The organism is Chromohalobacter moromii (genome assembly GCF_023091865.1).
GTDB lineage: Bacteria > Pseudomonadota > Gammaproteobacteria > Pseudomonadales > Halomonadaceae > Chromohalobacter > Chromohalobacter moromii.
The window spans coordinates 61,859-85,851 of sequence record NZ_JAHXDI010000004.1; the positions used below are offsets into that span (position 1 = coordinate 61,859).

A 23,993-nucleotide genomic window follows, 5' to 3' on the forward strand; every position below is an offset into this window, starting at 1 on the left:
TCTGGCCAAAGCCGCTTAGTGTACAGACCTGTCTGTACATATTAGCACAGAGGTCTAGAATGTTTCACAAAATGAAAGGCAAAGGTATTGCTCCTGCGCGTCCTGACACGTTCCAAATACTAACTGGGCTGATCGGTGGAATCGCCGGAATCGGGGCCACGTCTCTGCTTGCCCAACTGGCGGGCGTCCCTTTGTTGATGGCGCCTTTTGGAGCGACATGTGTTCTATTGTTCGCCGCCTCCCAAGCGCCACTTGCACAGCCGCGGAATGTGATCGGTGGCCACGTGGTGGCAACTGCAGTAGGCCTGGCAATGATGGCGACATTTGGAAATGGGATGTGGCAGATGGCGGTGGGCGTAGGTGCGGCAATCGCGCTCATGCAGACGCTTAGAGTGGTACATCCTCCAGCTGGTGCTAACCCTCTGGTGGTACTGATGGCTGGCGTACATAACTGGGAATTTTTGATCACGCCGGTACTCGCAGGGTCGGTAGTCCTCGTGGTAATCGCTTTGTTCATTAACAATGTCGGCCGTGACAAGGAGTGGCCCCACTATTGGGTATAAGGTAGTAAATGTTAGTCCAAGGTTGGAAGGGCCTGGTCAGCTTATGCTCGATGCCATAGCGCCAGTATTGCCCGCTGCGGGCGACCTGGAGTCGCGCCGCCGCGGGTCCTCGGAGAACGGTCAGTCGCGGGAAGTCGGCGTCTCCGGGGAGGCGTTGTCGTCGGAATCAGGCGGCGTTGCCTGATCGGCGTAGCAGGGCGACGAGACGGGCGTACGGTCGTCCGCTTCGCGATCTTCGGTTTCCAATGCCTTGAGCAGCATGTCGCGCAAATACGGAAGGTGCGAGCGCTGCGGTTCCCGGGAAGCGGTCAGCAAGGTGAGCGTGCCTTCGCGCGCCCAGCGCATGAGGGGCAGCAAGACGTCGGGATCATCCTCGACTTCCCAGCGGTAGCGATGGCTGAACACGGTGTCGTTGAGCTCTCCCTGGTGCCAGGCGCGGCGCAAGGCGTTGGAGGGCGAGGCGTCGCGGTACCAGTCAGTCAGTTGCAGCGACTCGCGCCGCTTGCCTCGGGGCCATAGGCGATCGACGAGAACGCGTGCACCATCGCTTTCCTCGGCGGCCTGATAGATACGTTTGAGTGCGATCGTATACGACATTCCAGCTCTCCTTGGCCAGATACGTGCCTTTCGCCAGATGCAATCTAAGCCTATATCGATCTAGGCGATACGATAGGAATACGCCATCTCGGCCAGAGGGCCGCGCCCGCCGGCCAGGGTGAGCGATAGGTCGTGAAGCCCTTCCCAGACGGGTAACGTCGCGGCGCCCTTGATGGCCAAGTCGAGGCGTTGTGCAAACAATAATAGCTTGTGTAGTCGCTTGAGCGGCATCCGCTTCAAGGCCTGCTGGTAAAGCGGACGGCGCTTGTCGGGAATCGGCGGACGCTGTGCCTTGCAGGCGTGATCGAGACTTTGCCCCTGATCGAGATGCTGCGCCAGCGATAAGAAGATGCGCAACTCCCGCGTCAATGCCCATAGCACCACCGGGGCCTCGATGCCTTCGCCGCGCAGTCCGCTGACGATGCGCGAGACGCGCACGCGGTCGCCACGCAGGCAGGCGTCGATCAGCGTGAAAACATCGTAGCGTGCGTTGTCCTCCACGCCGCCGGCAATGGCTTGGGTATCGAGCCGGGCATTGGGCGGATTGAGCAGCGCGAGCTTTTGCAGCTCCTGGTCGGCGGCCAGCAGGTTGCCTTCGGTGCGCTCGCCGAGCAGGCGTGCCGCATCCATGTCCAGGGATAGCCCATGGCGCGACGCGCGATCCCGCACCCAGAAGTGCAGGCGCTGGTGATCCACCGGCCACACCGGGACGAACACACCGATCTTATCCAGTGCCTTGAACCAGGCGCTGGACTGCGCGCGCCGGTCGAGGCGCGCGCTGCTGATCAGGAGGATGTCGTCGCTGTCCTTGGCCTGGCGGGCGTAGGCATCGAGGGCCTTGGCGCCTTCTTGCCCTGGTGACTGACTACCCAGGCGCAGCTCGATGAGCTTGCTCGAAGCGAACAGCGACATGCTGGCTGCCGACTCCGTGAGCCGTCCCCACTGAAAGCCGTTTTCCACGTGCAGCACCTCGCGTTCCTCGACGCCGCGCTGGCGGGCCGCGGCGCGGATGGCGTCGCATGCTTCCATGTGGATCAACGGCTCGTCGCCGGCGACGATGTAGACCGGTTGGAGGCGCTTGCCGAGCGCCTCGTCGAGCTTGTCGGGAAAGACCTTCATGGTATCTCTAGGGCGCGCAGGCGGTCGACGAGTTGACGTGCCGCCTCCTGACGCAATGAGTCGAGCGCTTCGTCACGCAGTTCGTCCTGCGACAGCAGGTTGTTGTCGTCGACACTCAGCGTGGTGCTGGCCTCGAGGGTCTGCTGATCGAGCAGGTAGGCGTTGTCCTCGCTGCGTTGCACCGAGAACGGCACGCTGAGGGTCAGGCGGCGTTCCTGATTTCCGCTGGCCCCTTGGGTCAGGCGTGTCTCGCGGACTTGCTCCTCGCTCAGATTGACGCGTAGCGGGGCGTTATCCTCGAGCGTGGTGCCGGTGCCTTTCAGCGCTTGTTCCACGGCGTCTTCGAAGCGTCCGTCGGGGGACGACAGCGTCAGCGCGGGAATGTCGAGCGCGGCAGCGTCGAGTCCGCGCAGTTGAAAACCGCACCCGGCGAGCAGTGTCGTCAGGGTCAGTAAGAGCAGAGATCGGATGATGAGCGAGCGGCGCTTCACGCAGGCCTCCTTGCGAGCTTGGGCCCGCTCCTCGAGGAGCGGGCGTATGGGCCGAGTCAGTTGGCGACGATATTGACCAGCTTGCCGGGCACGACGATGACCTTGCGCACGGTCTTGCCCTCGGTATGGCGACGTACGTTCTCCGCCTCCAGCGCCTGAGCCTCGACGGCGGCTTTGTCGGCCGCCGCCGGGACTTCGAGGCGTGCCCGCAACTTGCCGTTGACCTGCACGGCGAGTTCGACGCTGTCCTTGACCATGGCCGCTTCGTCGGCGACTGGCCAGTCGGCGTCGATGACCGGTGTCTCATGCCCCAGGGCTTGCCATAGCGCATGGCAGGCGTGCGGCACGATAGGCGCCAGGATCAGCACGCAGGCTTCCAGCGCTTCGCGCGTGACCGTCAGGCCTTGTGGCGAGGTGTCCTCGAAGCGGCCGACGGCGTTGACCAGTTCCATGACCGCGGCGATAGCGGTGTTGAAGGTGGTCCGGCGGCCGATGTCGTCGCTGGCCTTGGCGATGGTCTCGTGGGTCTTGCGACGCAGCGTCTTCTGGTCGTCGTCCAGGGCGGCGACGTCCAGGGCCGCGGGCGTGCCGGCGTCGAGATGATCGGCGACGAGTTTCCAAAGCCGCTTCAGGAAGCGGTGCGCGCCCTCGACGCCGGAGTCCGACCATTCCAGCGATTGCTCGGGCGGCGCGGCGAACATCATGAATAGGCGCACGGTGTCGGCGCCGAAACGGTCGATCATCGACTGCGGGTCGACGCCGTTGTTCTTGGACTTGGACATCTTCTCGATGCCGCCCATTTCCACGGGCTGGCCATCCTCGCGCAGTACGGCGCTGACAGGGCGGCTCTTGTCATCGCGCTTGACGTCGACATCGGCAGGATTGAACCAGTCCTTGCTGCCATCGGCGTTGTGGCGATAGAAGGTCTCGGCGATGACCATGCCTTGGGTAAGCAGGCGCTGGAAGGGCTCGTCGCTCTCGACCAGGCCGAAATCGCGCATCAGCTTGTGGAAGAAGCGTGCGTAGAGCAGGTGCAGAATCGCATGCTCGATCCCGCCGATGTAGAGATCCACCGGCAGCCAATAGTTGGCGCGCTCGTCGAGCATCGCTTCCATGTTGTCGGCACTGGCAAAACGCGCGTAGTACCAGGAGGATTCCATGAAGGTGTCGAAGGTGTCGGTCTCGCGCGTCCAACCTTCGCCGAGGTCATAGAAGTCTGGCATCTTCTTGAGTGGCGAGCCGGAGGCGTCGACCTCGACTTCCATCGGCAAGGCGACCGGCAGTTCGTCATCGGTGAGCGGTACGGTCTGGCCTTCGGGCCCGTATTTGACAGGGATCGGCGCGCCCCAGTAACGCTGACGTGCCACGCCCCAGTCGCGCAGACGGAAGTTGGTCTTCCGCGTTCCTTGTCCGTTGGCTTCGAGCTTGGCGGCAATCGCGTCGAAGGCCGCTTCGAAGTCGAGCCCGTCGTACTCGCCGGAGTTGATCAGCGGACCATGCTCGGCATGTGCGCCCTGGGACAAGTCCGGGGCGTTACCCTCGGCATCGGCGATCACCGGTTCGATGGCGATGTCGTATTTGGTGGCGAATTCCCAGTCGCGCTGGTCATGGGCGGGCACGGCCATGACCGCGCCGGTACCGTATTCCATGAGCACGAAGTTGGCCACGAAGATCGGCACTTCACGGCCGGTCAGCGGGTGAAGTGCCTTGTAGCCGGTGTCCATGCCTTTCTTTTCCATGGTCGCCAGCTCGGCTTCGGAATTGCCGCCGTGTTGGCACTCGACCAGGAAATCGGCCAACGCTGGATTGTCGGCAGCCGCCTGTTTGGCCAGCGGATGGCCGGCGGCCAGCGCCATGTAAGTGGCGCCATAAAGCGTATCGGGACGCGTTGTATACACCACGAGTGGGTCGGCCTGGCCGGCGACATCGAAGGTCAGCTCGACGCCGGTGGACTTGCCGATCCAGTTGCGCTGCATGGTCTTGACCTGTTCGGGCCAGTCGACCTCATCCAGATCGGCGAGTAGTTCCTCGGCATAGTCGGTGATCTTGAGGAACCACAGCGGGATTTCCTTGCGCTCGACCGGCGCACCGCTACGCCAGCCGCAGCCTTCGATGACTTGCTCGTTGGCGAGCACCGTCTGATCTACCGGATCCCAGTTGACGGTCGACATCTTCTTGTACACCAGACCTTGTTCGACCAGCTTGGTGAAGAACCACTGTTCCCAGCGGTAGTAGTCGACATCGCAGGTGGCGAATTCACGGTTCCAGTCGTAGGCAAAGCCCAACGCCTTGAGCTGACGGCGCATGGCGTCGATGTTGTCGTACGTCCACGCACCGGGCGGGACCCGGTTCTTGATCGCGGCGTTTTCGGCGGGCATGCCGAAGGCATCCCAGCCCATGGGCTGAAGGACGTTCTTGCCCTGCATACGTTGAAAACGCGAGACCACATCACCGATGGTGTAGTTGCGCACGTGCCCCATGTGCAATTTGCCGCTGGGGTAGGGGAACATCGACAGGCAGTAGAATTTCTCCCGGGTCGCGTCCTCGACGGCCTTGAAGCACTGGTTGGTTTCCCAGAAGGTCTGGGCGGCGGATTCGGTTGCGTGCGGCGTGTACTGTGCGTCCATCGGTTTGATCTGGCACCTTGCGTTAGGCTTGGCTTGAAGCGGATAACGCCCGGCCTCGCGATGTGGTAGAACGGAGCTGGGCGGGACGTTGTCCGTGTGTTACGACAGGCCGTCAGGATACCCCAGTCATGCGCCTACAGGTAGGGGGCATGGCGTCGACGACAGATCAGGAGAAGCGTTATGAGCGAACGTCACGATCAAGAGCATCGCCTGAGCCACGCCTATGAGCGGGTTCTCGAGCGTCTCGAAAAAGGTGCTGGCGATCTGTCCTGGGAGTCGTTGCAGCGCGAAATGGATGACGCCATCGAGTTCGAGGCGGAGTTCGAGACCTACACCAAGGACGAGCTGGCCTTGCTGCGTGCCTGGGTCGAGCGCGACATGCGTGACTTGCGAGGGTTCTTGGCTCGGGGTGGCGAAGGCATCGCCACCTGGCTGGGAATCGATCTAGGCACCATTTCGCGGCGCGTCACCGAGGCGCTTTTTTCCATCGCCGACCGCACCACCGTCGATCAGGCGCGTTTCGAGGACGATCTCGAAGCGGCGCGCGCTGACTATGTCGAAGGCGAGATGGCCGTGCCCGGCCGCATGCGCTGCGTGCACTGCGACACGGAAGTCGTGCTCGAGTCCATCACCCGGCTCGAACCTTGCCATCAGTGCGGGCATCGCTATTTCGCGCGGACTAGGGGGTAAGGCGGAAAAGGGGATAACAGGCGTAAGAGCAATGCGACGCCTTTTGACGCTTCATCAGAGTGGCTGGCATGAGTCTTCATGGCCAGCCCTCTTGGAGACTAATGTGAGTTGGGGCTTAGGGGGCAAATAAGTCTCTGGTCTGCCGGCTCTTGGCACGTCATGGTAAGGAGGTCGAAGGCGGTCTCGTACGCTGCTTTCGACGCTAACAATACTCGCCAGGGAGGTTTCCCATGACACGACCCAACGTATTGGTCCTGATGGCCGACCAACTCAACGGCACGCTATTCGAGAATGGCCCTGCCGATTTCCTGCATGCACCCAACCTCAAGAAATTGGCCAAGCGCTCGGTCAACTTCAATAATGCCTATACGCCGAGCTATTTGTGTGCACCGGGACGGGCTGCCTTCATGTCGAGCCAGTTGCCGAGTCGCACCGGGGTATATGATAACGCCGCAGAATTCCCTTCAAGCGTGCCGACCTGGGCGCACCATCTACGCCGCGCCGGTTACTCCACCTGTCTGTCGGGCAAGATGCATTTCGTCGGCCCCGATCAGCTTCACGGTTTCGAGACGCGCTTGACCACCGACGTCTATCCCGCCGATTTCGGTTGGACACCGGACTACACCAAGCCAGGCGAGCGTATCGACTGGTGGTACCACAACCTGGGCTCGGTGACCGGGGCCGGCGTCGCCGAGATCTCCAATCAGATGGAGTACGATGACGAGGTCGCTTTCCACGCCGAGCAGAAGCTTTACGATCTTTCGCGCGGTCATGACGAGCGCCCTTGGGCGTTGTGTGTCAGCTTTACCCATCCGCACGATCCTTATGTGGCGCGTCGCCAGTATTGGGATCTGTATAACGACTGTGAGTATCTGGAGCCGCAGCAAGGCCCAGTGCCCTTCGATAAGCTGGATCCGCACTCCCAGCGTGTTTTCGAGGCCAACGACTACACCAAGTTCGATATAAAGCCCCAAGATGTGCGTAACGCGCGTCAAGGCTATTTCGCCAACATCTCCTATGTCGACGACAAGATCGGCGGCATCCTGGATGTACTCGAGCGCACTCGTATGCTCGACAATACGATTATCGTGGTGTGCGCGGACCATGGTGACATGCTTGGCGAGAAGGGTCTGTGGTTCAAGATGAGCCCCTATGAAGGCTCGTCGCGCGTGCCGCTGATGCTTTCCGTACCGGGGATTGAACCGCGCAATGTCGAGGACCCGGTGTCGATCATCGACGTCAACACCACCATCGCCGACCTCGTGGGGATCGACCTGTCTTCGATCGCGCCCTATACCGATGGTCAGTCGTTGCTGCCTCTGGCCAAGGGCGAGAAGCGTGATGCCCCGGTGTACATGGAATACGCCGCCGAGGGTAGCTATTCGCCGATCGTGACGATCCGCGAGGGCAAGTGGAAATTCAATCATTGCGAGATCGATCCGCCGCAGCTGTTCGACCTGGAAGCCGACCCGCTGGAGAAGCACAACCTGGCGGAAGATCCCGACTATGCCGACGTGTTGGCCGAATACCAGACCAAGGTGCATGAACGCTGGGACATGGCCAGGTTCGACGCCGATGTGCGTGCCTCCCAGGCACAACGCTTGCTCGTCTACGAAGCACTGCGCAATGGCCATTACTATCCGTGGGATTACCAGCCGCTGCAGGACGCTTCCGAGCGTTACATGCGTAACCACATGGACTTGAACGAGGTCGAAGAAGCTCAGCGCTATCCCCGCGGTGAGTAAGACGATGGCAAAACACATCGTCTGAGCCAAATCGGCGAGCAGAATGAGCGCCCGTACCATCAGGCTGGTACGGGCGTTTTTCTTTGACGCGGGATGGTTACTATCTGTGTCGAGCAGGCCTTGGCAATGGCACGCAAGTACGATTGATCGTGCGGTCCCCTTTGGCATGGGAAAAAGTTTGATATCGTCACACCTCGAAGCAGCGACCACGAGAAGGAGGCAGGCATGCGGAGCGAGGCGCTACCCGACACGATGGCGGCGATGCTGCTGACTGGGCATGGGGACATCGATAAGCTGGCGTATCGACAGGACGTTTCCGTCCCCAGGCCCGCCAGAGGCGAGGTCTTGGTGCAGGTGACCGCGACGGCGAAGAACAATACCGACCGTAAAGCGCGTGAGGGGCTTTATCCGACCAAGGATAAGGGGGATACGACTTCGTTTCAGATCGGTGGTTCTCCGACGCTGACCTTTCCGCGCATTCAGGGCGCCGATGTGGCCGGGCACGTCGTGGCCGTTGGCGAGGATGTGAGCGCTGAGCGCATCGGTCAGCGTGGGCTGTTGGACTTCAATATCTACGCCGACGCACGCCCCGATATCAACCTGACGCCCGACTATTATGGGCACGGCGCCGATGGTGGCTTTGCCGAGTACATTGCCGTGCCGTCAGCGCAGTTCCACACGGTGGACAACCCGGAACTGGCCGATGCCGAGCTCGCGGCGATGGGCATGTGTTCCTATCAGACCGCGTTGCATATGCTGAATGCGGCCAACGTCAAAGCCGGAGAAAACGTGCTGGTGACTGGTGCCAGTGGCGGCGTGGGCACGGCACTGATTCGGCTCTGTCGGATCATGGGGGCGACGCCTTACGCGCTGAGCCAACCGGACAAGGCAGAGGCACTTCTAGCGCTGGGCGCGGAAGCCGTGCTGGACCGCTCGGACATGCAGGATTTCACCGAGAAAGTTCGAGTGCTGACTCAGGACCGGCCCATCGACGCGGTGATGGACCTGGTCGGCGGCGAGATGACCGATCGTTTCATCGACACCATGATCTTCGACATGAAGCGCCGCAGCACCTATCCACGCTTGAGCATTGCCGGCGCGAGCGGCGGCAATCTCAGCGAGATCATGTGGACGCGTATCTATCTCTATCAGGTGCAGATATTCGGTGTTTCCCATGGCACGCGCGATGAGGCCGAGCAACTGGTGGCCTGGATTCGCTCGGGGCAACTGAAGCCGGTCTTGCACGCGGCGTTCAAACTTTCCGAGCTGCATGACGCTGAACGTTATTTCGTCAATCGCAACAGCAATTACTTGGGCAAAATCGTGATCGTCCCGGACTCGCAGTGGCAAGCACATGGCGCACCCTACGCGTTGAAGGAAAGCAAATGAGCGACAAACTAACGCTGCAATTGATCGACTTGCACGCTGGCGGTGATGTCAGCCGTATCGTGACCGGCGGCATCGACCCGCTGCCGGGGAACACGGTGCGCGAAAAGATGGAATATCTGCGCGAGGATGCCGATGGCCTGCGCCAACTACTGCTCAGCGAGCCTTATGGCATTCCCGAGATGTCGGTGGACCTGCTGGTCCCCGCCAGCGATCCGGAAGCCGAGGTGGGCTACATCATCATGGAGGTGATGGGCTATCCCATCTATTCCGGATCCAACACCATCTGCACCGCCACGGCCGTGCTGGAAAGCGGTCTCGTGCCCAAGCGCGAGGGGTACCAGCGTTTCATACTGGAATCCGCGGCGGGTCTGGTCCACATCGAGGCGCGGGTGGAGAACGGCGTCGTGGAGGGCATCACCTGCGAAGGCCTGCCCAGCTATATCGACACCTATCGGGCCAGCATCCATGTGCCTTCGATCGGGGACGTGACCTACAGCGTCGCCTACAGCGGAGGCTTTTACGCGATGGTGGATGCCGCCGAACTCGGCTTCTCGCTGAATCGGGACGAAGAGGCACGGCTGGCGGAGTGCGCCCATGCCATCGTCGAGGCGATCCAGGCCGAGCGAGGGTTCTCGCACTACACGCTGGGCGATGTGGGGCCGCTACCGTTTCTGCATTTCATGGGGCCGGTCGAGCATGTCGCGGATGGCTTCTTCCGCTCGCGCTCGACGACCTACGTGCACCCGGGCGTGATCTGCCGCAGCACGACCGGCACGGGCACCTCGGCGCGTTTGGCCTTGATGCACTACGAAGGCTCCCTCCAGCCGGGGGACAAGTTGGAGACCGTGTCCCTGCGTGGTACGGGCTTCATTGGCGAATTCACCGGCTCGCGCCAAGAAGGAGCGCATCAGGTGGCTGAAAACACCATCACCGGCAAGGCCCATATGCTGGCCCGCTCGGACATCGTCATTAACTGCAACGACCCGCTAGTGGAGTGCGGCAGCCTGCACCATATCGTCACCAGCGGTCATCGCAAGACTGACGCAGCATTGCCGGCTACCGGGGAAGCGTCACCGGTCGACTAGCGACGTTTCCGCCTCGAGCACGACGTGGCGCACAGTTGCATAGGCGCCTGCGCGCCGCGTCGTGCCATCGCCGTAAGTTATCCGCGGCGCTGCCAACGCAGCCCGGGGATGAGTAGCAACAGGGCGAGCCCCCACGTCGGCCAACTGCCGGTGCGCGTGAACAGGGTCATCCCTTGCATGGGCTGGATCTCGCCGCTGATGCTGGCGGTTTCGAAACGTGGCGCGCGCTGCGTGATATGCCCTTGAGCATCGATGATGGCGGTGACGCCGTTACTGGTCGCGCGCAGTACGTAGCGGCCGTTCTCCAGGGCGCGTAGCTGGGCCATCTGCAAGTGCTGAAGCGGGCCGATGGAGTCCCCGAACCAGGTGTCGTTGGACACGGTCAGCAGCACGTCGGCGCTGCGTGCTCGCTGGGCGACCAGGTCCGCATAGATGATCTCGTAGCAGATCGCGCTGCCCAGCTGCATGCCCGCAGCCTGGATCGGGGCCTGATCGGAGGCGCCGGCGGTGAAGCTCGACATGGGCAGATCGAAGAACGCGATGATACCGCGCAACAATCCTTCCAACGGTAAATACTCACCGAACGGCACCAGGTGTTCCTTGCGATAGCTTCCTTGGCTGTTGCCCATCCCGATGATCGCATTGTAGTAATCACCTTGAGCGTCGCGTTGAACGATACCGGTCAGCAGAGCCGTGTCCGGTGGAAGCGTCGCCTGTACGCGCTCGAGCACGGGGCGCGCTTGCGCCGCGAACATCGGCAAGGCGGTCTCCGGCCACACGATCAGGTCGGTGTCCTCGTCCTGGTCGCGGGTCAGTTTGGCGTAGGTGTTGGCGGCCTTGCGTTGTCCCTCGGGGCTCCACTTCGAGAGCTGGGGGAGATTGCCTTGCAGCAGGGCGACTTGCTTGGGATCGCCTTGCGGGGAGGTCCATTGAGTAGGCAGCACCAGGGGAAGGCCCCACATTGCGATGAGCGGTACCAGGGCCCACAGGCGACGCCTCAGTAGCGCGACCAGCAAGGTGCCACTGAGAGCGACGATCAACGACAGCAGGTAGACGCCGCCGATGGGCGCCCACGGCGCCAGCGGCGATTCGACATGGGCACTGCCGAGCAACAGCCACGGAAAGCCCGAGAACGCCCAGGTACGCAAGGCCTCGCCGAGGACCCAGACGCCCGCGAAGGTGATCACGGACCATCGCGGGCTCGTGAAACGCCGATAAACACCGAACACCACACCGTAAAACAGCGCTAAGGTGACCACGAATAGCGCGGTGAGAAAGACCGCTAGGGGAACGCCGGTATAGCCGTAGTCATGGATCGAGACATAGATCCATGACGTGCCGGCACCGAAGAGCCCCACGCCATAGCTCCAGCCGCGCAGCGCTGCCTGGCCGGGCGTGAGGTCGTGGAGGCCGTAGAAAGTCAGAGCGACGGCGAAGGGGCCGATCCACCACCATTCGAAGGGAGCGAAGGTAAGTGTCGTGAGCGCGCCGGCGAGCAGCGCGACGAGGTATCCCATCCAGGGGCGATAGGTGCGAGAAGACAGCATGAGGCACTCCTTGTCGAAGGTGCCTCTTATAACAGAGCGCGGCGCTGTGGGCCATGCTGTACATGCGCCTGATCGGTTTTAATGCTTGTCGACGTCCCCGGGTTCTTCGGCATCATCTTGGGGGCAGGGGGCGACCTGCAAGAGGCGGATACGGCGGTTGTCAGCATTGAGCACCGTGAAACGCCAGGTGCCCAGGTCGGCGTATTCGTTGCGTCGTGGCAGATGCCCGAAGCGTTGCATGACCAGCCCGCCGACGGTATCGAATTCTTCGTCGGGAAAGGCCGTTTCGAAGCGTTCGTTGAAGTCCTCGATGGGCGTTAGGGCGCGAATCGCATAGGTGCCGTCGCCCAGGTCGCGAATGTCGTCTTCGTCATCGATGTCGTGTTCGTCCTCGATGTCGCCGACGATCTGCTCGAGGATATCTTCGATGGTCACGATGCCCGCCGTACCGCCGTATTCGTCGACCACCACCGCCATATGGTTATGAGTGTCGCGGAATTCCTTGAGCAGGCTGTTGAGCCGCTTCGACTCGGGAATGAACATCGCCGGGCGCAGGATGTCACGTAGCTGAAAGCGCTGACGCTCGGCGTCGCTGAGCTTGAGCAGCGGCAGGAGATCCTTGACCAGAACGATGCCCAGAACCTCATCGAGGTTTTCATCGATGATCGGGTAACGAGAGTGCGCTGTCTCGAGGATGATCGGCAGGCAGTCCTCGGGGCGCTGATCGACGTGCAGGGCGGTTACCTGGGAGCGCGGGATCATCACCTCGCGCGTTTGCTGATCGCTGATCTGGAACGCGCCTTCGATGATGGTTAGCGCATCCTGGTCGAGGCGCAGTCGTGTACCGGCCTCACGCAGGAAGGTGAGCAACTCGTCTCGTGAACTTGGTTCATCGGAGTCGTTGGAAAAAGCGTTCAGCAGTTTATCCAGCCAGGATTTGCCACCCTGGCTGCTCGATCGGTCTTCGCTCATGCGATAGGTCTCTCGTTCCTCATGGACGATAACGCGGGGATGATAAAAGAGCGTGCTCGGCCATGCGCCGGGCATCGCGGGGCGTCGAGATGAGTGCCAGGCGGGGGTTCACTCGGCATAGGGATCACCGATCATGAAACCTGCCAGTAGCTCGCGCTCCAACGCTTCCATCTCTTCGGCTTCACGCTCATCTATATGATCGTAGCCGAGTAAATGCAAGGTGCCGTGGATTACCATATGGGTGTAGTGATGGGCCAGGTGCTTGTCCTGTGCGGTGGCCTCGGTGACGACGACCTCGTGGCAGATCGCCAGGTCGCCAAGCAGTGGTAAGGAAACGCCGGGCGGCGTTTCGAAAGGGAAGGAAAGCACGTTGGTCGGCTTGTCCTTGCCGCGATAGTCACGATTGAGCGTCTGGCTCTCTTCAGGGGACACGAAACGCACGGTCATTTCCGTGCGCGCTTCATCGGGATGGCGAGCGAACACGGCCCCCACCCAGGCTTCGAGATCGGCCTGGGTGGGCAGTGCGGTGGCCGTGTCAATGGCGACCTGACGGTCGATATCGGGGCTCATGCGTCTGCCGGCTCGTCGTTATCGCGGCGCGTGTCTTTGTTCTCGCGCTTGGCCTGTGCACGCCGTTCTTGGCGGGCGCGTTCCTGCTCTTCCTCTGCGCTCTCGAAGGCATCGTAGGCTTCGATGATGCGCTGGACGAGGGGATGGCGGACTACGTCCTTGGCGACGAAATGCGTGACGCCGATACCTGCGGTGCCCTTGAGCACATCGAGGACTTGAATTAGCCCCGATTGATTACCGCGCGGCAGGTCGACCTGGGTGATATCGCCGGTGATCACGGCGGTGGAGCCGAAGCCGATGCGCGTCAAGAACATCTTCATCTGTTCGCGCGTGGTGTTCTGGCTCTCATCGAGAATGATGAAGGCATTGTTGAGCGTGCGCCCGCGCATGTAGGCCAGCGGGGCAACCTCGATCACTTGCCGCTCGATCAGCTTGCCGACCTGTTCGAAGCCCAGCATTTCGTAGAGTGCATCGTAGAGCGGGCGCAGGTAAGGGTCGATCTTCTGTGCCAGATCGCCGGGAAGGAAGCCCAGGCGCTCGCCGGCTTCCACCGCCGGGCGCACTAGGAGGATCCGCCGTACCTGTTGCTGGTTGAGCGCCTCGACCGCCGCGGCGACCGCCAGATAGGTCTTGCCGGTGCCCGCCGGGCCGACCCCGAAATTGATGTCATGATCGTGAATGCTGGCGACGTAGGTCTGCTGGTTGTGACCGCGTGGCTTGATCAAGGCACGTGGCGTGCGGATGAGCACGCCGCCCTCGTCGAGCGTCTCCTCGTCTTCTTCCAGTGACTCGAGGCCGGATTCCTGCAGGAAAAGATGCACAGTGTCGGGCGTTAGCTCGCTGGCTTCCGTTTCACGGTAGAGATGCTCGACGACATTGGCGGCCGCCTTGACGTGAGGGCCGGGGCCTGCGAGCTGAAAGGTGTTGCCACGATTGCGCAGCGTCACGCCCAAGCGGGTCTCGACGAGCTTGAGGTGTTCATCCTGCTGCCCGCATAGACTGGCCAGGCGCATGGGGTCGTTGGGTTCGAGTGTCAGCGTGAGGATGCGATGTGCCTGCGAAGTGTTCTGGCTCAACTCGAGGAGATCCATGGGTTGGAAGTGTGAATTCAGCTTAGCGCCCCGGACAATGCCGGGGCAATGATCTTGCGCAAGGATTCGTCGCGATAGCAGTCAAAGACCGCTAGCAGCGCCTCAATAGCGAGCCGGAGAGGCCAGATCGCCACGCAGGGAATTGGGCAGCGCCTCGGTGATCTCGACGTCGACGAAGTAACCGATGAGCTCGGTCGGATTGGGCGCGCGGAAGTTGACGACCCGGTTGTTCTCGGTGCGACCGGAGAGCTGGCCGGGGTCCTTGGGCGAGAAGCCGGTGACCAGGATGCGCTCGGTTTGGCCGACCATGCGCCGTGAAATCTGCATGGTCTGCTGATTGAGACGTTCTTGCAGGATCGCCAGGCGCTGTTTCTTGGTCGCTTCTGGCGTTTCGTCTTCCAGGTTCGCGGCCGGCGTGCCCGGGCGCGGGGAATAGACGAAGCTGAACGAGGCGTCGTAACCGATGCGCTGGATCAGATCCAGGGTATTCATGAAGTCTTCTTCGGTCTCACCGGGGAAGCCGATGATGAAATCCGAGGAGAAGCTGATGTCCGGACGCAGCGCACGAATGCGTTCCAGTTTGTCGACGTATTCCTCGACGGTATGGCCGCGCTTCATGGCCGCCAGGACACGGTCCGACCCCGCCTGAACGGGCAGGTGCAGGTGGCTGACCAGCTCGGGAATCTCGCCGTAGGCCTCGATCAGACTGTCGGAGAACTCCACTGGATGAGAGGTGGTGAAGCGAATGCGATCGATGCCTTCGACGGCGGCGACGCAGCCGATCAGCTCGGCGAGATCGATTTCATCGCCCAACTGGTTCTCGCCGCGATAGGCGTTGACGTTCTGGCCCAGCAGGTTGATCTCGCGCACGCCCTGATCGGCGAGGTGGATGACTTCCTCCATCACCGGCTCGAAGGGCCGCGAAACTTCTTCGCCACGGGTGTAGGGCACCACGCAGAAAGTGCAGTATTTCGAGCAGCCTTCCATGATCGAGACGAACGCGGTGGCGCCATCTGCCGTGGGCTTGGGCAGGTGGTCGAATTTCTCGATCTCGGGGAACGTGACATCGACCATGGAGATGGTTTCCGCCGTTTCCGCTCCTTGGCGTGAGTCGAGCATGGTTGGCAGCCGGTGCATGGTCTGCGGCCCGAAGACCATGTCCACATGCGGCGCACGCTTCTGGATATTGTCGCCTTCCTGGCTGGCCACGCAGCCCCCGACGCCGATCACGAGGTCGGGGTTGGCGGCCTTGAGCTTCTTCCAGCGCCCGAGCTGGTGGAAGACCTTCTCCTGAGCCTTCTCACGGATCGAGCAGGTGTTGAGCAGGATGACATCGGCCTCCCGCTCGTCGTCGGTCAGCTCGAGTGCATGCGATTCGCCGAGTAGATCCGCCATGCGCGCGGAGTCATACTCGTTCATCTGGCAGCCGTGGGTCTTGATGAAGAGTTTCTTCGCCATACCGATCCGGTCGGTGCGTCGAGCGCCCGACATATGTCCGTGATTGGGAGTAAGTAAAAGCGTGGCCGTAAAGCGTGGCCCAGCCGCTTGTCCAGGATAAGAAGGCACATTATACGGATTGACGGCATCGTGGGCCAGCCTTGCGCCTGCGTCGAATCGTCCGCGATGATATCGAGGCTGTGATACGCTAGCGTTTCTCGCGTGAGGTACCTCTTGAAGGTACGCTGCGGACAGGCAACATCGACCGCAGAATGGCGGAATTTTCGTGTTCGATGAGTCGGTTATAGCGTGACGATGAGTGGTTAAAAATTGCACGATTTGTCGCTATGACAGACATTGCGGTGGTCTCGCCGCCGTCAAGGTCAGGTTTTCCCAAGACTTATCCACAGAATGTGTGGATGGTCGCTCGCCGAGTCGCGACAGGAGGTCCGCTCGGCTGGGCGATACAACGCGTGGAGCAGTACGTACTCGTGAGCCGTTCGTCATTCATGAAGAAGCCACGTTATGTCTAGAATCAAACCTCTGATGCTGAGCTTGGTCCTCGGGGCCTGCGCTTTTAACGCTCATGCACAAGACGATGGGCAGTACTGGGTCTCGGACAAGTTGCCGACCTATGTACGTAGCGGTCCCACCGAGGGCTATCGTATCGTCGGTACACTCGAGAGCGGCGACCCCGTGACGCTGCTGGGGCAGCAGAACGATTACAGTCGTGTTCGCAGCGAGGAGGGCGATGTCGTCTGGATTCCCAGCCGTTATCTACAGGACTCGCCGAGTGCCAGCTCGCGCTTGCCCGAGTTGCAAACGCGTGTGGATGAATTGACCTCGAAGCTCGACGGTATCAATGAAGAATGGGAACAACGTGTCCATGACATGAAAGCCACGCTCAACGAGCGGGCGCAACGTATCGAAGACCTGGAAGCGCGCAATGACGAGTTGAATACGGCGTACAGCGACGCTCAGGAAACCACGCGCGAGCTCAAGGCGCGGCTCGATACGCAGGAACAGGATCTGTTGATGCGTTATTTCACCTACGGTGCCGCCGTGGCCGGAGCCGGCTTGTTGGTTGGCCTGATCGTGCCGCACCTACCGCGTCGGCGTAAGCGCCGTAGTGGATGGTTTTGATGGCGTGTCGTAGACGTGTGAAAGAGGCAAGATGGAAAGAGAGGCGTTAACGACCTATGCCGACGGATGAATGGTTGGAGCGCTGGGAGGAAGGCAGGATCGGGTTCCATCGGTCGACGCCGCATGACGCTTTGATGCGCCACTGGTCGTCACTTGGAGTGCAACCCGGCGGCAAGGTGCTGGTGCCTCTGTGTGGCAAAAGCCTGGATATGCGCTGGCTGGCCGAGCAGGGACACCCCGTGCTCGGCCTGGAACTCTCGTCGCTGGCCATCGAGCAGTTCATGGCCGAAAGCGAGGCGCCGATATCACGCTACACGCAAGACGCTTTCTCGTGCTGCCGTCAGGGCAGCATTGAGCTCTGGTGTGGCGATTTCTTCCATTTCCATACCGCGCAGGCCGAGGCGTTGTCGGCGTTCTATGATCGCGCGGCGCTGATCGCCTTGCCCGAGGCCACGCGGCAACGCTATGCCTTTCACTTGGCGCAATTATTGTTGCCGGGTGCGCGAGGCTTGTTGATCAGCTTGATAGATACGCACTCGCCAGAGAGCGGTCCGCCGTATTCGGTGGCCGATGACGAAGTCGAGCGTTTGTTCGCGGCGAATTTCGAACTGACACACCTGGAAACGCGGCCACCGGATGACGCTGGCAAGCAGGAAAGCGTGTGGTCGCTGATACGGCGTGGGCCGCGACTGGCATGACCGCCCGTCGCGGCGCTGGCGTGGATCAGTTCTTGAGCTGGCGGGAAAGCTCGGGATCGCTGAAGGCGCGTCGCAAGGCGTTGCTCAACAGGTCGCTGACCATGCGGTTGTTGGAGTCCCAATCGGGCTTGATGGCGAAGCTCTGCTTGCGCTTGGCCGTGTAGGTGCCGGTATATGTACCGCCATCGTTGGCGACCTGGGCACGCAGCACCGCCTGTAGCTGCGCGGCGTCGAGTAGCGGCGCATCGGCCTCGACGGGGGCGTAACTGAGATCGGCGAGCGTCAACGTTAACGTTGCGTTGGCGCTACCCTCCTCGACGGGTGAGAAGCCCATGCGGCGCAATGCCTGTTCCGCCTGCGTCTGTAGCTTGGGGATGACGTCATGCGCGGGGACACGGATCGTCGATGTCGACGCGGGTGAGCCTGAGCGCGTACCCAGCACATCGCTTCGCCGTCCATCGACCACGCTGAGGGCAATTTCCTGCCCGTTCCCCGTGTGAGGGAGATCCGTCCCGATATCGGGCTTGACCTGAAGAATCTGAGGGCTCTGGGCGCAGCCGGTCATGAGCAGTGGCGTCATGAGTAGCGCGACGAGAGCGCACGCGGAACGTGTTCTGACGGGAATTAGCCGGCGCATACGCATCGTGTGTCCTGAAATGAAAAAAGTTAGTTTGCAGCTTGGCTGCGAGTATAGCGGCCGCTCAAGAGTGAGCGAAGTCCTTTTGGCGTGACCGCAGTACCCACAGGCCGACCATCGGGCCGGGCAACATCAGCCATGCGACCCACGGACCGAGTGTCGTCCAGATGGGAAGCAGCCATGCCAGAGAGGCGGCCGATATCGCATAGCCGATGGCATTTTGCAGGGTCAGGGCGCTGCCAACCAGCGACGCCGGACAGGCGCGTGCCGATAGCGCCGAGAAATGCGGCGAGTCGATGACCGCGAGTAGGCTCCACAGCGCCAGGAACAGTGCGGCCCAGAGCCCCGACATGCTGCCGAGCCAAGGGTACGATAGACAGCAGATGGCCGAGCCGCTCAACCCCAACTGAGCAATGCGACGACTGCCCAGGCGTAGACTCAGCCAACCACCTAGCCAGCATCCCGGTCCGCCGATGGCGATAAGGACGAAACTACCGAGCGCCAGTTGTGTGGTCGTCAGGGACGGCAGCGCCGTGGCCAATAAAAGAGGGATTAGCGCCCACAGCGTATAAAGCTCCCACATGTGTCCGAAGTAGGCGCTGGCGGCGTGTCGAAATTCTTCGATTCGGAAAGCGCCGAGACCCGACCAGTGCGATGTCTTGCCGGCCATCTTGCGCAAGTGGGGCGCCTCGCCTAGACGCCAGATCACGGCACCTGCGAGTAGGGCCAGCAGCGACGCGCACCACAAGGCGCTGCGCCAATCTCCCCCTAGTGATAGCCCAGCCAGAAGATGGGGCGTCGCGGTCCCAATGACCAGCATGCCCACCAGCCATGACAGCCCCAGCCCGGCTCGTTGCGGTGCCCAGCCGACCATGAGTTTCATGCCCACCGGATAGATGCCGGCCAGCGCCATGCCGGTGATCAGGCGCAGCGCCACCGCCGGCCATAGACCGCCGACCCAGGGAAGCAGGCCATTGCTGAGGGCGCCGACCAGGCAGCAGGTGGCGAAGAGGCGGCTTGCGTCGCGTCGGTCGGCAATGCCGCTCAGGCCGATCATCAACGTGCCGAGGAGGAAGCCGACCTGGACGGCACCGGTCAGCCAACCCAAATCATGGGCGGCGAGCGCCCACTCACGCTCCAGGTCTTCGATCACCGCATTGGGGGTGAACCACAGTGCGGTGCCGAACAGCTCGGCCAGGGCGATCCAGGCGATGGGCATGACGGGGCGCTTGACGTCTTCCTGCACTCAGAGTCCCAATGCGGAAGACGTCGAGCGACGTGGGTCGGCGCCGCCGTAATAGTGCCCGTCCTCGATCAACACCGACTGTGCGGCTCCCATGGCGTCTTGTTGCGAGACCGTGTGCCCCATGGCTTCGAGCAGGCCGATGGTATCCGGGCTGATGCCTTCCTCGATGCGGATCTCGTCGGGCAGCCATTGATGGTGAATGCGTGGCACGCTCACGGCGCTTTGCACGTTCATGTCGTGATCGATGACGTTCATGACCACTTGCAGCGTCGTAGTGATGATCCGGGAGCCCCCGGGGCTGCCCGTGATCAGGAAGTTCTTGCCATCCTTCTTGACGATGGTCGGCGTCATCGATGACAGCATGCGCTTGTTGGGCTCGATCTTGTTGGCGTCACCGCCGATCAGCCCGTAGGCATTGGGCGTGCCCGGTTTGGCGGAAAAGTCGTCCATTTCATTGTTGAGCAAGAAACCCGCGCCATCGACGACGATGCCCGAGCCGTAGCTGAAGTTGATCGTATAGGTATTGGAAACGGCCAGCCCGTTGTCGTCGGCGATCGAGAAGTGCGTAGTTTCGTTGGACTCATAAGGCAGCGGGTCACCCGCCGCGATGGCATCGCTGGGCGTGGCGCGCCCCATGTCGATCTGCTCACGCAGCTCGTCGGCGTAGGCCTTGGAGGTGATGCCCTCGAGCGGAACATCGACGAAATCGGTATCGCCCAAATACTCGGCGCGGTCGGCATAAGCGCGCTTCATCGCCTCAGACATGACGTGGATGGTGCGAGCCGAGTTGAAGCCCATCTCGCCGATGTCGTAACCCTCGAGGATGTTGAGCATCTGTACGATATGCGCGCCACCGCTGGAGGGCGGACTCATGGCGTAGACGTCGTAGCCGCGATAGGTCCCATGCACGGGGTCGCGAAGCGTAGGCTGATAGGCAGCCAAGTCCTCGGCGGTCATGAGCCCGTCGTGTTTTGCCATTTCCTGGGCGATGAGTTCGGCGGTCTTGCCCTCATAGAACTCGCGCGGGCCATGGGCAGCGATGCGCTTGAGCGTTGCCGCGAGATCCGGCTGACGGAAACGCTCACCAGCGCTATATAGCGAGCCGTCCGGCTTGTAGAATACCTCGCGCGTCGAATCCCATTGTTTGAGCCGATCTTGAGACTGCTCGAGTCCTTCCGCGAAACGCGGCGGTATCTCGAAGCCTTCTTCGGCGAGTCGAATGGCAGGGGCCAGGGCCTCGGCAAGACTGAGCGTGCCGTACTTATCCAGCGCTAGCGCCAGACCGGCAACGGTTCCCGGAACGCCGGAGGCGTTGTGAGTGTAGCGGGAAAGCTCGGAGACGGCCTCGCCTTGATCGTTCTGGAACATCGTCTCATAGGCCGCCGCTGGCGCCTTTTCACGATAATCGATGGCGATGACGTCACCACTTTCTTCATCGGAGATCAGCATGAAACCGCCGCCGCCGATGTTGCCGGAGCGGGGTTGTGTGACGGCCAGTGCGAACCCTGCGGTGACCGCCGCGTCGACGGCGTTGCCGCCGTCTTGCATGACGTCGCGGGCAATCTTCGAGGCCAGGTAATGGCTGGTGGCCGCCATGCCGTGTTGACCTTCCTGGGGATGGAAGCGCTCGCCTTCGAGAATCGCCTGTTGAGCGATGGCGGGAAGCGACAGGGTAGTAAGTAATGCGCACAGTGCCAGACGTCGTCCATGGCGCAAGGTAAGTCGAATCATGCCAGGCCTCTCGAGAGTGGGGCGGCGATACGGCGCCGCATTTTTATGAGGGATTGCTTTTACTATCGAAGGCGTCGCCTGAATATGCAAGGATTGCGCGGCCCCTCTCAAGGTGGCGAGCAGGATGCCATGCTGTATGGCATCGGGTCATAGTGAGCGCACCAGTGACGCCATGCGCTCGCGTTGGTCAGCATCCGGGAGCGGGCCATGGGCAGCACCGATATTGTCGGTTGCGTGCTCCGGGTCGCTCGTCGCCGGTATGGCGCAGGTCACCGCCGGATGACTGACGATGAACTTGAGGAACAGTTGCGCCCAGCTCTCGATGCCGAGTTCCTTGGTCCATTCGGGCAGTGACTCGCCTTTGACCCGGCCGAACAGTGATCCTCTCTCGAACGGCTCGTTGATCAGGGTCGCGACACCGTTATGGGCCGCGGCCGGTAGTAGACGCTTCTCTGCATGACGGGTCGCGATGTTGTAGTTGAACTGGACGAAGTCGATCGGCTCGCGTTCGACGATCCGGGTCAGACGTTCGTGACTCGACACCGTATAATGGGTGACGCCGATGTAGCGGACCCTGCCTTCGTCCCGCCAGGCCTTGAGGGTGTCGAGCTGGGTCTGTAGATCGACCAGGTTATGAACTTGGACCAGGTCGAGGTGGCCGCCCCCCATGCGCTTACGCGAGGCCTCCAACTCCTCGATCCCGGCCTCCCTGCCACGTGTCCATACCTTGGTGGCCATGAACAGGTCGTCGGCGATATCGAGCCGCTCCGCGAGCTGGCCGACAACGGTTTCAGCCTGTCCGTACATCGGTGAACTGTCGACGAGCCGACCGCCACCGCCATAGAAATTCTGCAGGACTTGTTCCAGCGGCCGCATCGCAGCGGCGTTATCGGGATCGACATTGAAGGTGCGTGCGGTGCCAAGCCCAATGACCGGAATGCGCTGTCCGGAAGCCGGGATTTCACGGACGTTCAGCGTGTCCGATGCGGCGCATAGTGCCGTCGGGCCAAGTGCGGCCAATAGGCCCGCGCCTGCGGACAGCTGGAGGAACGCGCGGCGCGATAGGGGACCGCGCCTGCCGGGAAAATTATTGTCGTCGATCATCGGATTCTCCTTGCCGCCGTCGAGACGGGGGATGCAGTGTCGGTGGCCCTTGCCTGACGCGATATGCCGAGGCGATAGCCGATAACCGCCCAAATCAGCGCCACGGGAATGGCGACGACCGAGATGCCGCTGATACCCAATCCGAGGCCCGTCAATCCGGTATAGACCCAACTCGCGATGGCGTCACTTCCGCGATAGACCACGGTATCGATGAAGTTCTTCGACTTGTACTTCTCGAATCGTGGCACGACCGTGAACAGCATCTCCCGGCCCGGTTTCGCCAGCGCATAGTTACCGGCGCGCCGGAGCACCTGGACGGCAGCGATGCTGAGTAGCACGGGAGCCGCGACCAGCACCACAAAGCCCGCGGCGACGAGCAGCGGCACGAATGACAACGCACGGCCGAGGCCAAAGTACTGAACGACCCGGGCGGTGAGAAATAGTTGGATACCGACGGTGAGCGTGTTGGTAAGCAGGTCGATGGTCGCGAATACCGAGGTGCGGTCGCCGCTGTCGTCGATGGCATTGCTGATGATATCGGCCTGGATGAAGTACAGGAACGTGGCCAGCGTCGTGTATAGCCAGATGAACAGGCAGATTCCGAGCAGATAACGCGACTGTAGAACTGCTTTCACCCCCTCGAATAGCGTACCGCCGAGCGGCTGATTCGTAGTGCCATGCTCGCTACTGCGGCTGGACCAGCGTTCGAGTACCCACATGCACGGCAGGGTGCAGGCGAGGATAACAGCGGCGATGGGCAATAGGCTTGCCGGCTCGAGTTGCTGAGCCAGCACGCCGGTGATCGCAGGACCGGCGATCGCACCGGCGCTCCCGCCGGCGGCGATGGCACCGAACAGGCGCGTCGCCTGGCGATTCGTAAACACATCGGTCAGGAAACTCCAGAAGACCGATACGACGAACAGGTTGAACACCGACAGCCAGACGAAAAAACTACGCGCCGCCCAGACCATCTGCATGTCGACACGCAACCACAGCCAAAACAGGGCGATGCAGGCGATAAAAAAGCCATAGACGGCGGGGATCAGGCGCGTACGACGAAAGCGTGTGGCCAGGGTGGCGAACACCGGTACGGCGAGAAGCATGGCAAAAAACGTGGCGGTAAATAGCCACTGCATGTTCTCCACGCCGCCGCGCACGCCCATCTCGTCGCGCACTGGTCGCAGGATGTAGTAGCTGCATAACAGGCAGAAGAAATAAGCCGCAGCGCTTAGCAGGCCGGGCAACTCGCTGCGACTGACATTGACGGCACGCGAGAGAAGCGGTACTTGGTCATCTCCACTCGGCGGATTCGACACCATGGAACCTCCGGGACCGATACGGTCCAAGACGCATCCCGCGCGATGGCGGGCCGTTTGGAGAATGAACCAATATGTCTACGCTACCCTCAGGCGGTGGTCACCGCAACCATGCGGAACAGGCGTATACCGTCGTTTGAACGGATACCGATTACCGCACCTGAATATGCACGGCAACTGTGATCGAGCTCGTCC

At 61.5% G+C, this 23,993-nt stretch carries 21 protein-coding genes; 7 read left to right on the top strand and 14 right to left on the bottom strand.

Going from position 1 to position 23,993, the window contains the following annotated elements; translation table 11 throughout:
* Window positions 1–59 precede the first annotated feature (59 nt).
* A complete protein-coding gene (locus tag KZO83_RS13170; protein WP_247621135.1) occupies window positions 60–563 on the top strand; it encodes an HPP family protein in 504 nt (167 codons plus the stop codon).
* A gap of 120 nt (window positions 564–683) precedes the next feature.
* On the opposite strand, the gene KZO83_RS13175 is transcribed toward KZO83_RS13170, so the two are convergent.
* From KZO83_RS13175 to leuS, 4 genes are read right to left on the bottom strand one after another with little or no spacing between them, the layout of a single operon-like run.
* Window positions 684–1,160 (bottom strand): DUF488 family protein, N3 subclade, encoded by a 477-nt coding sequence (locus KZO83_RS13175; protein ID WP_247621136.1) that lies wholly within the window; start codon window positions 1,158–1,160, stop codon window positions 684–686.
* A 60-nt stretch (window positions 1,161–1,220) separates the two neighbouring features.
* A complete protein-coding gene (gene holA / locus KZO83_RS13180; protein WP_247621137.1) occupies window positions 1,221–2,279 on the bottom strand; it encodes a DNA polymerase III subunit delta in 1,059 nt (352 codons plus the stop codon).
* Window positions 2,276–2,770 (bottom strand): LPS-assembly lipoprotein LptE, encoded by a 495-nt coding sequence (locus KZO83_RS13185; protein ID WP_247621138.1) that lies wholly within the window; start codon window positions 2,768–2,770, stop codon window positions 2,276–2,278. The genes holA and KZO83_RS13185 overlap by 4 nt, the downstream gene beginning before the upstream one ends.
* Window positions 2,771–2,826: 56 nt before the next feature.
* Window positions 2,827–5,397 (bottom strand): leucine--tRNA ligase, encoded by a 2,571-nt coding sequence (gene leuS, locus KZO83_RS13190; protein ID WP_247621139.1) that lies wholly within the window; start codon window positions 5,395–5,397, stop codon window positions 2,827–2,829.
* A 180-nt stretch (window positions 5,398–5,577) separates the two neighbouring features.
* Here leuS and KZO83_RS13195 point away from each other — a divergent pair, with 180 nt between their 5' ends.
* The 4 genes from KZO83_RS13195 (at window position 5,578) to KZO83_RS13210 (ending at window position 10,306) form a co-directional block, all read left to right on the top strand.
* Entirely contained in the window at window positions 5,578–6,087 is a 510-nt protein-coding gene (locus KZO83_RS13195) for a zinc ribbon-containing protein (protein WP_247621140.1), read from the top strand.
* 230 nt (window positions 6,088–6,317) lie between these two features.
* Window positions 6,318–7,832, top strand: a complete 1,515-nt coding sequence (gene betC, locus KZO83_RS13200) for a choline-sulfatase (protein WP_179000018.1) — start codon at window positions 6,318–6,320, stop codon at window positions 7,830–7,832.
* A gap of 225 nt (window positions 7,833–8,057) precedes the next feature.
* On the top strand, window positions 8,058–9,221 hold the full coding sequence (locus KZO83_RS13205; protein ID WP_247621141.1) for a zinc-binding dehydrogenase: 1,164 nt from the start codon (window positions 8,058–8,060) through the stop codon (window positions 9,219–9,221).
* Window positions 9,218–10,306 (top strand): proline racemase family protein, encoded by a 1,089-nt coding sequence (locus KZO83_RS13210; RefSeq protein ID WP_247621142.1) that lies wholly within the window; start codon window positions 9,218–9,220, stop codon window positions 10,304–10,306. The genes KZO83_RS13205 and KZO83_RS13210 overlap by 4 nt, the downstream gene beginning before the upstream one ends.
* Window positions 10,307–10,383: 77 nt before the next feature.
* Here KZO83_RS13210 and lnt read toward each other — a convergent pair whose 3' ends face one another.
* The 5 genes from lnt to miaB form a co-directional block, all read right to left on the bottom strand.
* Window positions 10,384–11,853 (bottom strand): apolipoprotein N-acyltransferase, encoded by a 1,470-nt coding sequence (gene lnt, locus KZO83_RS13215; RefSeq protein WP_247621143.1) that lies wholly within the window; start codon window positions 11,851–11,853, stop codon window positions 10,384–10,386.
* 78 nt (window positions 11,854–11,931) lie between these two features.
* Window positions 11,932–12,825: an HlyC/CorC family transporter gene (locus tag KZO83_RS13220; protein ID WP_179000022.1), complete on the bottom strand. Its 894-nt coding sequence runs from the start codon at window positions 12,823–12,825 to the stop codon at window positions 11,932–11,934.
* A 108-nt stretch (window positions 12,826–12,933) separates the two neighbouring features.
* Complete coding sequence (ybeY, locus tag KZO83_RS13225; protein ID WP_179000023.1) at window positions 12,934–13,395, bottom strand: rRNA maturation RNase YbeY; 462 nt, start codon at window positions 13,393–13,395, stop codon at window positions 12,934–12,936.
* Window positions 13,392–14,471 (bottom strand): PhoH family protein, encoded by a 1,080-nt coding sequence (locus tag KZO83_RS13230; RefSeq protein ID WP_040242194.1) that lies wholly within the window; start codon window positions 14,469–14,471, stop codon window positions 13,392–13,394. Before KZO83_RS13230 ends, ybeY begins: the two co-directional genes overlap by 4 nt.
* Before the next feature lie 117 nt (window positions 14,472–14,588).
* Window positions 14,589–15,944 (bottom strand): tRNA (N6-isopentenyl adenosine(37)-C2)-methylthiotransferase MiaB, encoded by a 1,356-nt coding sequence (miaB, locus tag KZO83_RS13235; RefSeq protein ID WP_247621144.1) that lies wholly within the window; start codon window positions 15,942–15,944, stop codon window positions 14,589–14,591.
* Between the two features lie 504 nt (window positions 15,945–16,448).
* Here miaB and KZO83_RS13240 point away from each other — a divergent pair.
* Both KZO83_RS13240 and tmpT read left to right on the top strand, forming a co-directional pair.
* Entirely contained in the window at window positions 16,449–17,066 is a 618-nt protein-coding gene (locus KZO83_RS13240; RefSeq protein ID WP_179000024.1) for a TIGR04211 family SH3 domain-containing protein, read from the top strand.
* Between the two features lie 56 nt (window positions 17,067–17,122).
* Window positions 17,123–17,764: a thiopurine S-methyltransferase gene (tmpT, locus tag KZO83_RS13245; protein WP_247621145.1), complete on the top strand. Its 642-nt coding sequence runs from the start codon at window positions 17,123–17,125 to the stop codon at window positions 17,762–17,764.
* A gap of 25 nt (window positions 17,765–17,789) precedes the next feature.
* Here tmpT and KZO83_RS13250 read toward each other — a convergent pair whose 3' ends face one another.
* The 5 genes from KZO83_RS13250 to KZO83_RS13270 form a co-directional block, all read right to left on the bottom strand.
* Window positions 17,790–18,344 carry a YajG family lipoprotein gene (locus KZO83_RS13250; RefSeq protein WP_247621146.1) on the bottom strand — a complete coding sequence of 185 codons (555 nt, stop codon included), beginning with the start codon at window positions 18,342–18,344 and terminating at the stop codon, window positions 17,790–17,792.
* Window positions 18,345–18,465: 121 nt separating this feature from the next.
* On the bottom strand, window positions 18,466–19,647 hold the full coding sequence (locus KZO83_RS13255; protein WP_247621147.1) for an MFS transporter: 1,182 nt from the start codon (window positions 19,645–19,647) through the stop codon (window positions 18,466–18,468).
* The gene (gene ggt / locus KZO83_RS13260) at window positions 19,648–21,378 is read right to left on the bottom strand and encodes a gamma-glutamyltransferase (protein WP_247621148.1); all 1,731 of its coding nucleotides are present in this window, start codon (window positions 21,376–21,378) and stop codon (window positions 19,648–19,650) included.
* A 147-nt stretch (window positions 21,379–21,525) separates the two neighbouring features.
* A complete protein-coding gene (locus KZO83_RS13265) occupies window positions 21,526–22,482 on the bottom strand; it encodes an aldo/keto reductase (protein WP_247621149.1) in 957 nt (318 codons plus the stop codon).
* Complete coding sequence (locus KZO83_RS13270) at window positions 22,479–23,801, bottom strand: NTP/NDP exchange transporter (protein ID WP_247621150.1); 1,323 nt, start codon at window positions 23,799–23,801, stop codon at window positions 22,479–22,481. Before KZO83_RS13270 ends, KZO83_RS13265 begins: the two co-directional genes overlap by 4 nt.
* Between the last annotated feature and the right edge of the window lie 192 nt (window positions 23,802–23,993).

Bases quoted from the DNA above. Each gene is read 5' to 3' on its own strand.
- KZO83_RS13170 (WP_247621135.1), top strand. From the start codon at position 60: ATGTTTCACAAAATGAAAGGCAAAGGTATTGCTCCTGCGCGTCCTGAC.
- KZO83_RS13175 (WP_247621136.1), bottom strand. From the start codon at position 1,160: ATGTCGTATACGATCGCACTCAAACGTATCTATCAGGCCGCCGAGGAA.
- holA (WP_247621137.1), bottom strand. From the start codon at position 2,279: ATGAAGGTCTTTCCCGACAAGCTCGACGAGGCGCTCGGCAAGCGCCTC.
- leuS (WP_247621139.1), bottom strand. From the start codon at position 5,397: ATGGACGCACAGTACACGCCGCACGCAACCGAATCCGCCGCCCAGACC.
- KZO83_RS13195 (WP_247621140.1), top strand. From the start codon at position 5,578: ATGAGCGAACGTCACGATCAAGAGCATCGCCTGAGCCACGCCTATGAG.
- betC (WP_179000018.1), top strand. From the start codon at position 6,318: ATGACACGACCCAACGTATTGGTCCTGATGGCCGACCAACTCAACGGC.
- KZO83_RS13205 (WP_247621141.1), top strand. From the start codon at position 8,058: ATGCGGAGCGAGGCGCTACCCGACACGATGGCGGCGATGCTGCTGACT.
- KZO83_RS13210 (WP_247621142.1), top strand. From the start codon at position 9,218: ATGAGCGACAAACTAACGCTGCAATTGATCGACTTGCACGCTGGCGGT.
- lnt (WP_247621143.1), bottom strand. From the start codon at position 11,853: ATGCTGTCTTCTCGCACCTATCGCCCCTGGATGGGATACCTCGTCGCG.
- KZO83_RS13220 (WP_179000022.1), bottom strand. From the start codon at position 12,825: ATGAGCGAAGACCGATCGAGCAGCCAGGGTGGCAAATCCTGGCTGGAT.
- ybeY (WP_179000023.1), bottom strand. From the start codon at position 13,395: ATGAGCCCCGATATCGACCGTCAGGTCGCCATTGACACGGCCACCGCA.
- miaB (WP_247621144.1), bottom strand. From the start codon at position 15,944: ATGGCGAAGAAACTCTTCATCAAGACCCACGGCTGCCAGATGAACGAG.
- KZO83_RS13240 (WP_179000024.1), top strand. From the start codon at position 16,449: ATGTCTAGAATCAAACCTCTGATGCTGAGCTTGGTCCTCGGGGCCTGC.
- tmpT (WP_247621145.1), top strand. From the start codon at position 17,123: ATGCCGACGGATGAATGGTTGGAGCGCTGGGAGGAAGGCAGGATCGGG.
- KZO83_RS13250 (WP_247621146.1), bottom strand. From the start codon at position 18,344: ATGACGCCACTGCTCATGACCGGCTGCGCCCAGAGCCCTCAGATTCTT.
- ggt (WP_247621148.1), bottom strand. From the start codon at position 21,378: ATGATTCGACTTACCTTGCGCCATGGACGACGTCTGGCACTGTGCGCA.
- KZO83_RS13265 (WP_247621149.1), bottom strand. From the start codon at position 22,482: ATGATCGACGACAATAATTTTCCCGGCAGGCGCGGTCCCCTATCGCGC.
- KZO83_RS13270 (WP_247621150.1), bottom strand. From the start codon at position 23,801: ATGGTGTCGAATCCGCCGAGTGGAGATGACCAAGTACCGCTTCTCTCG.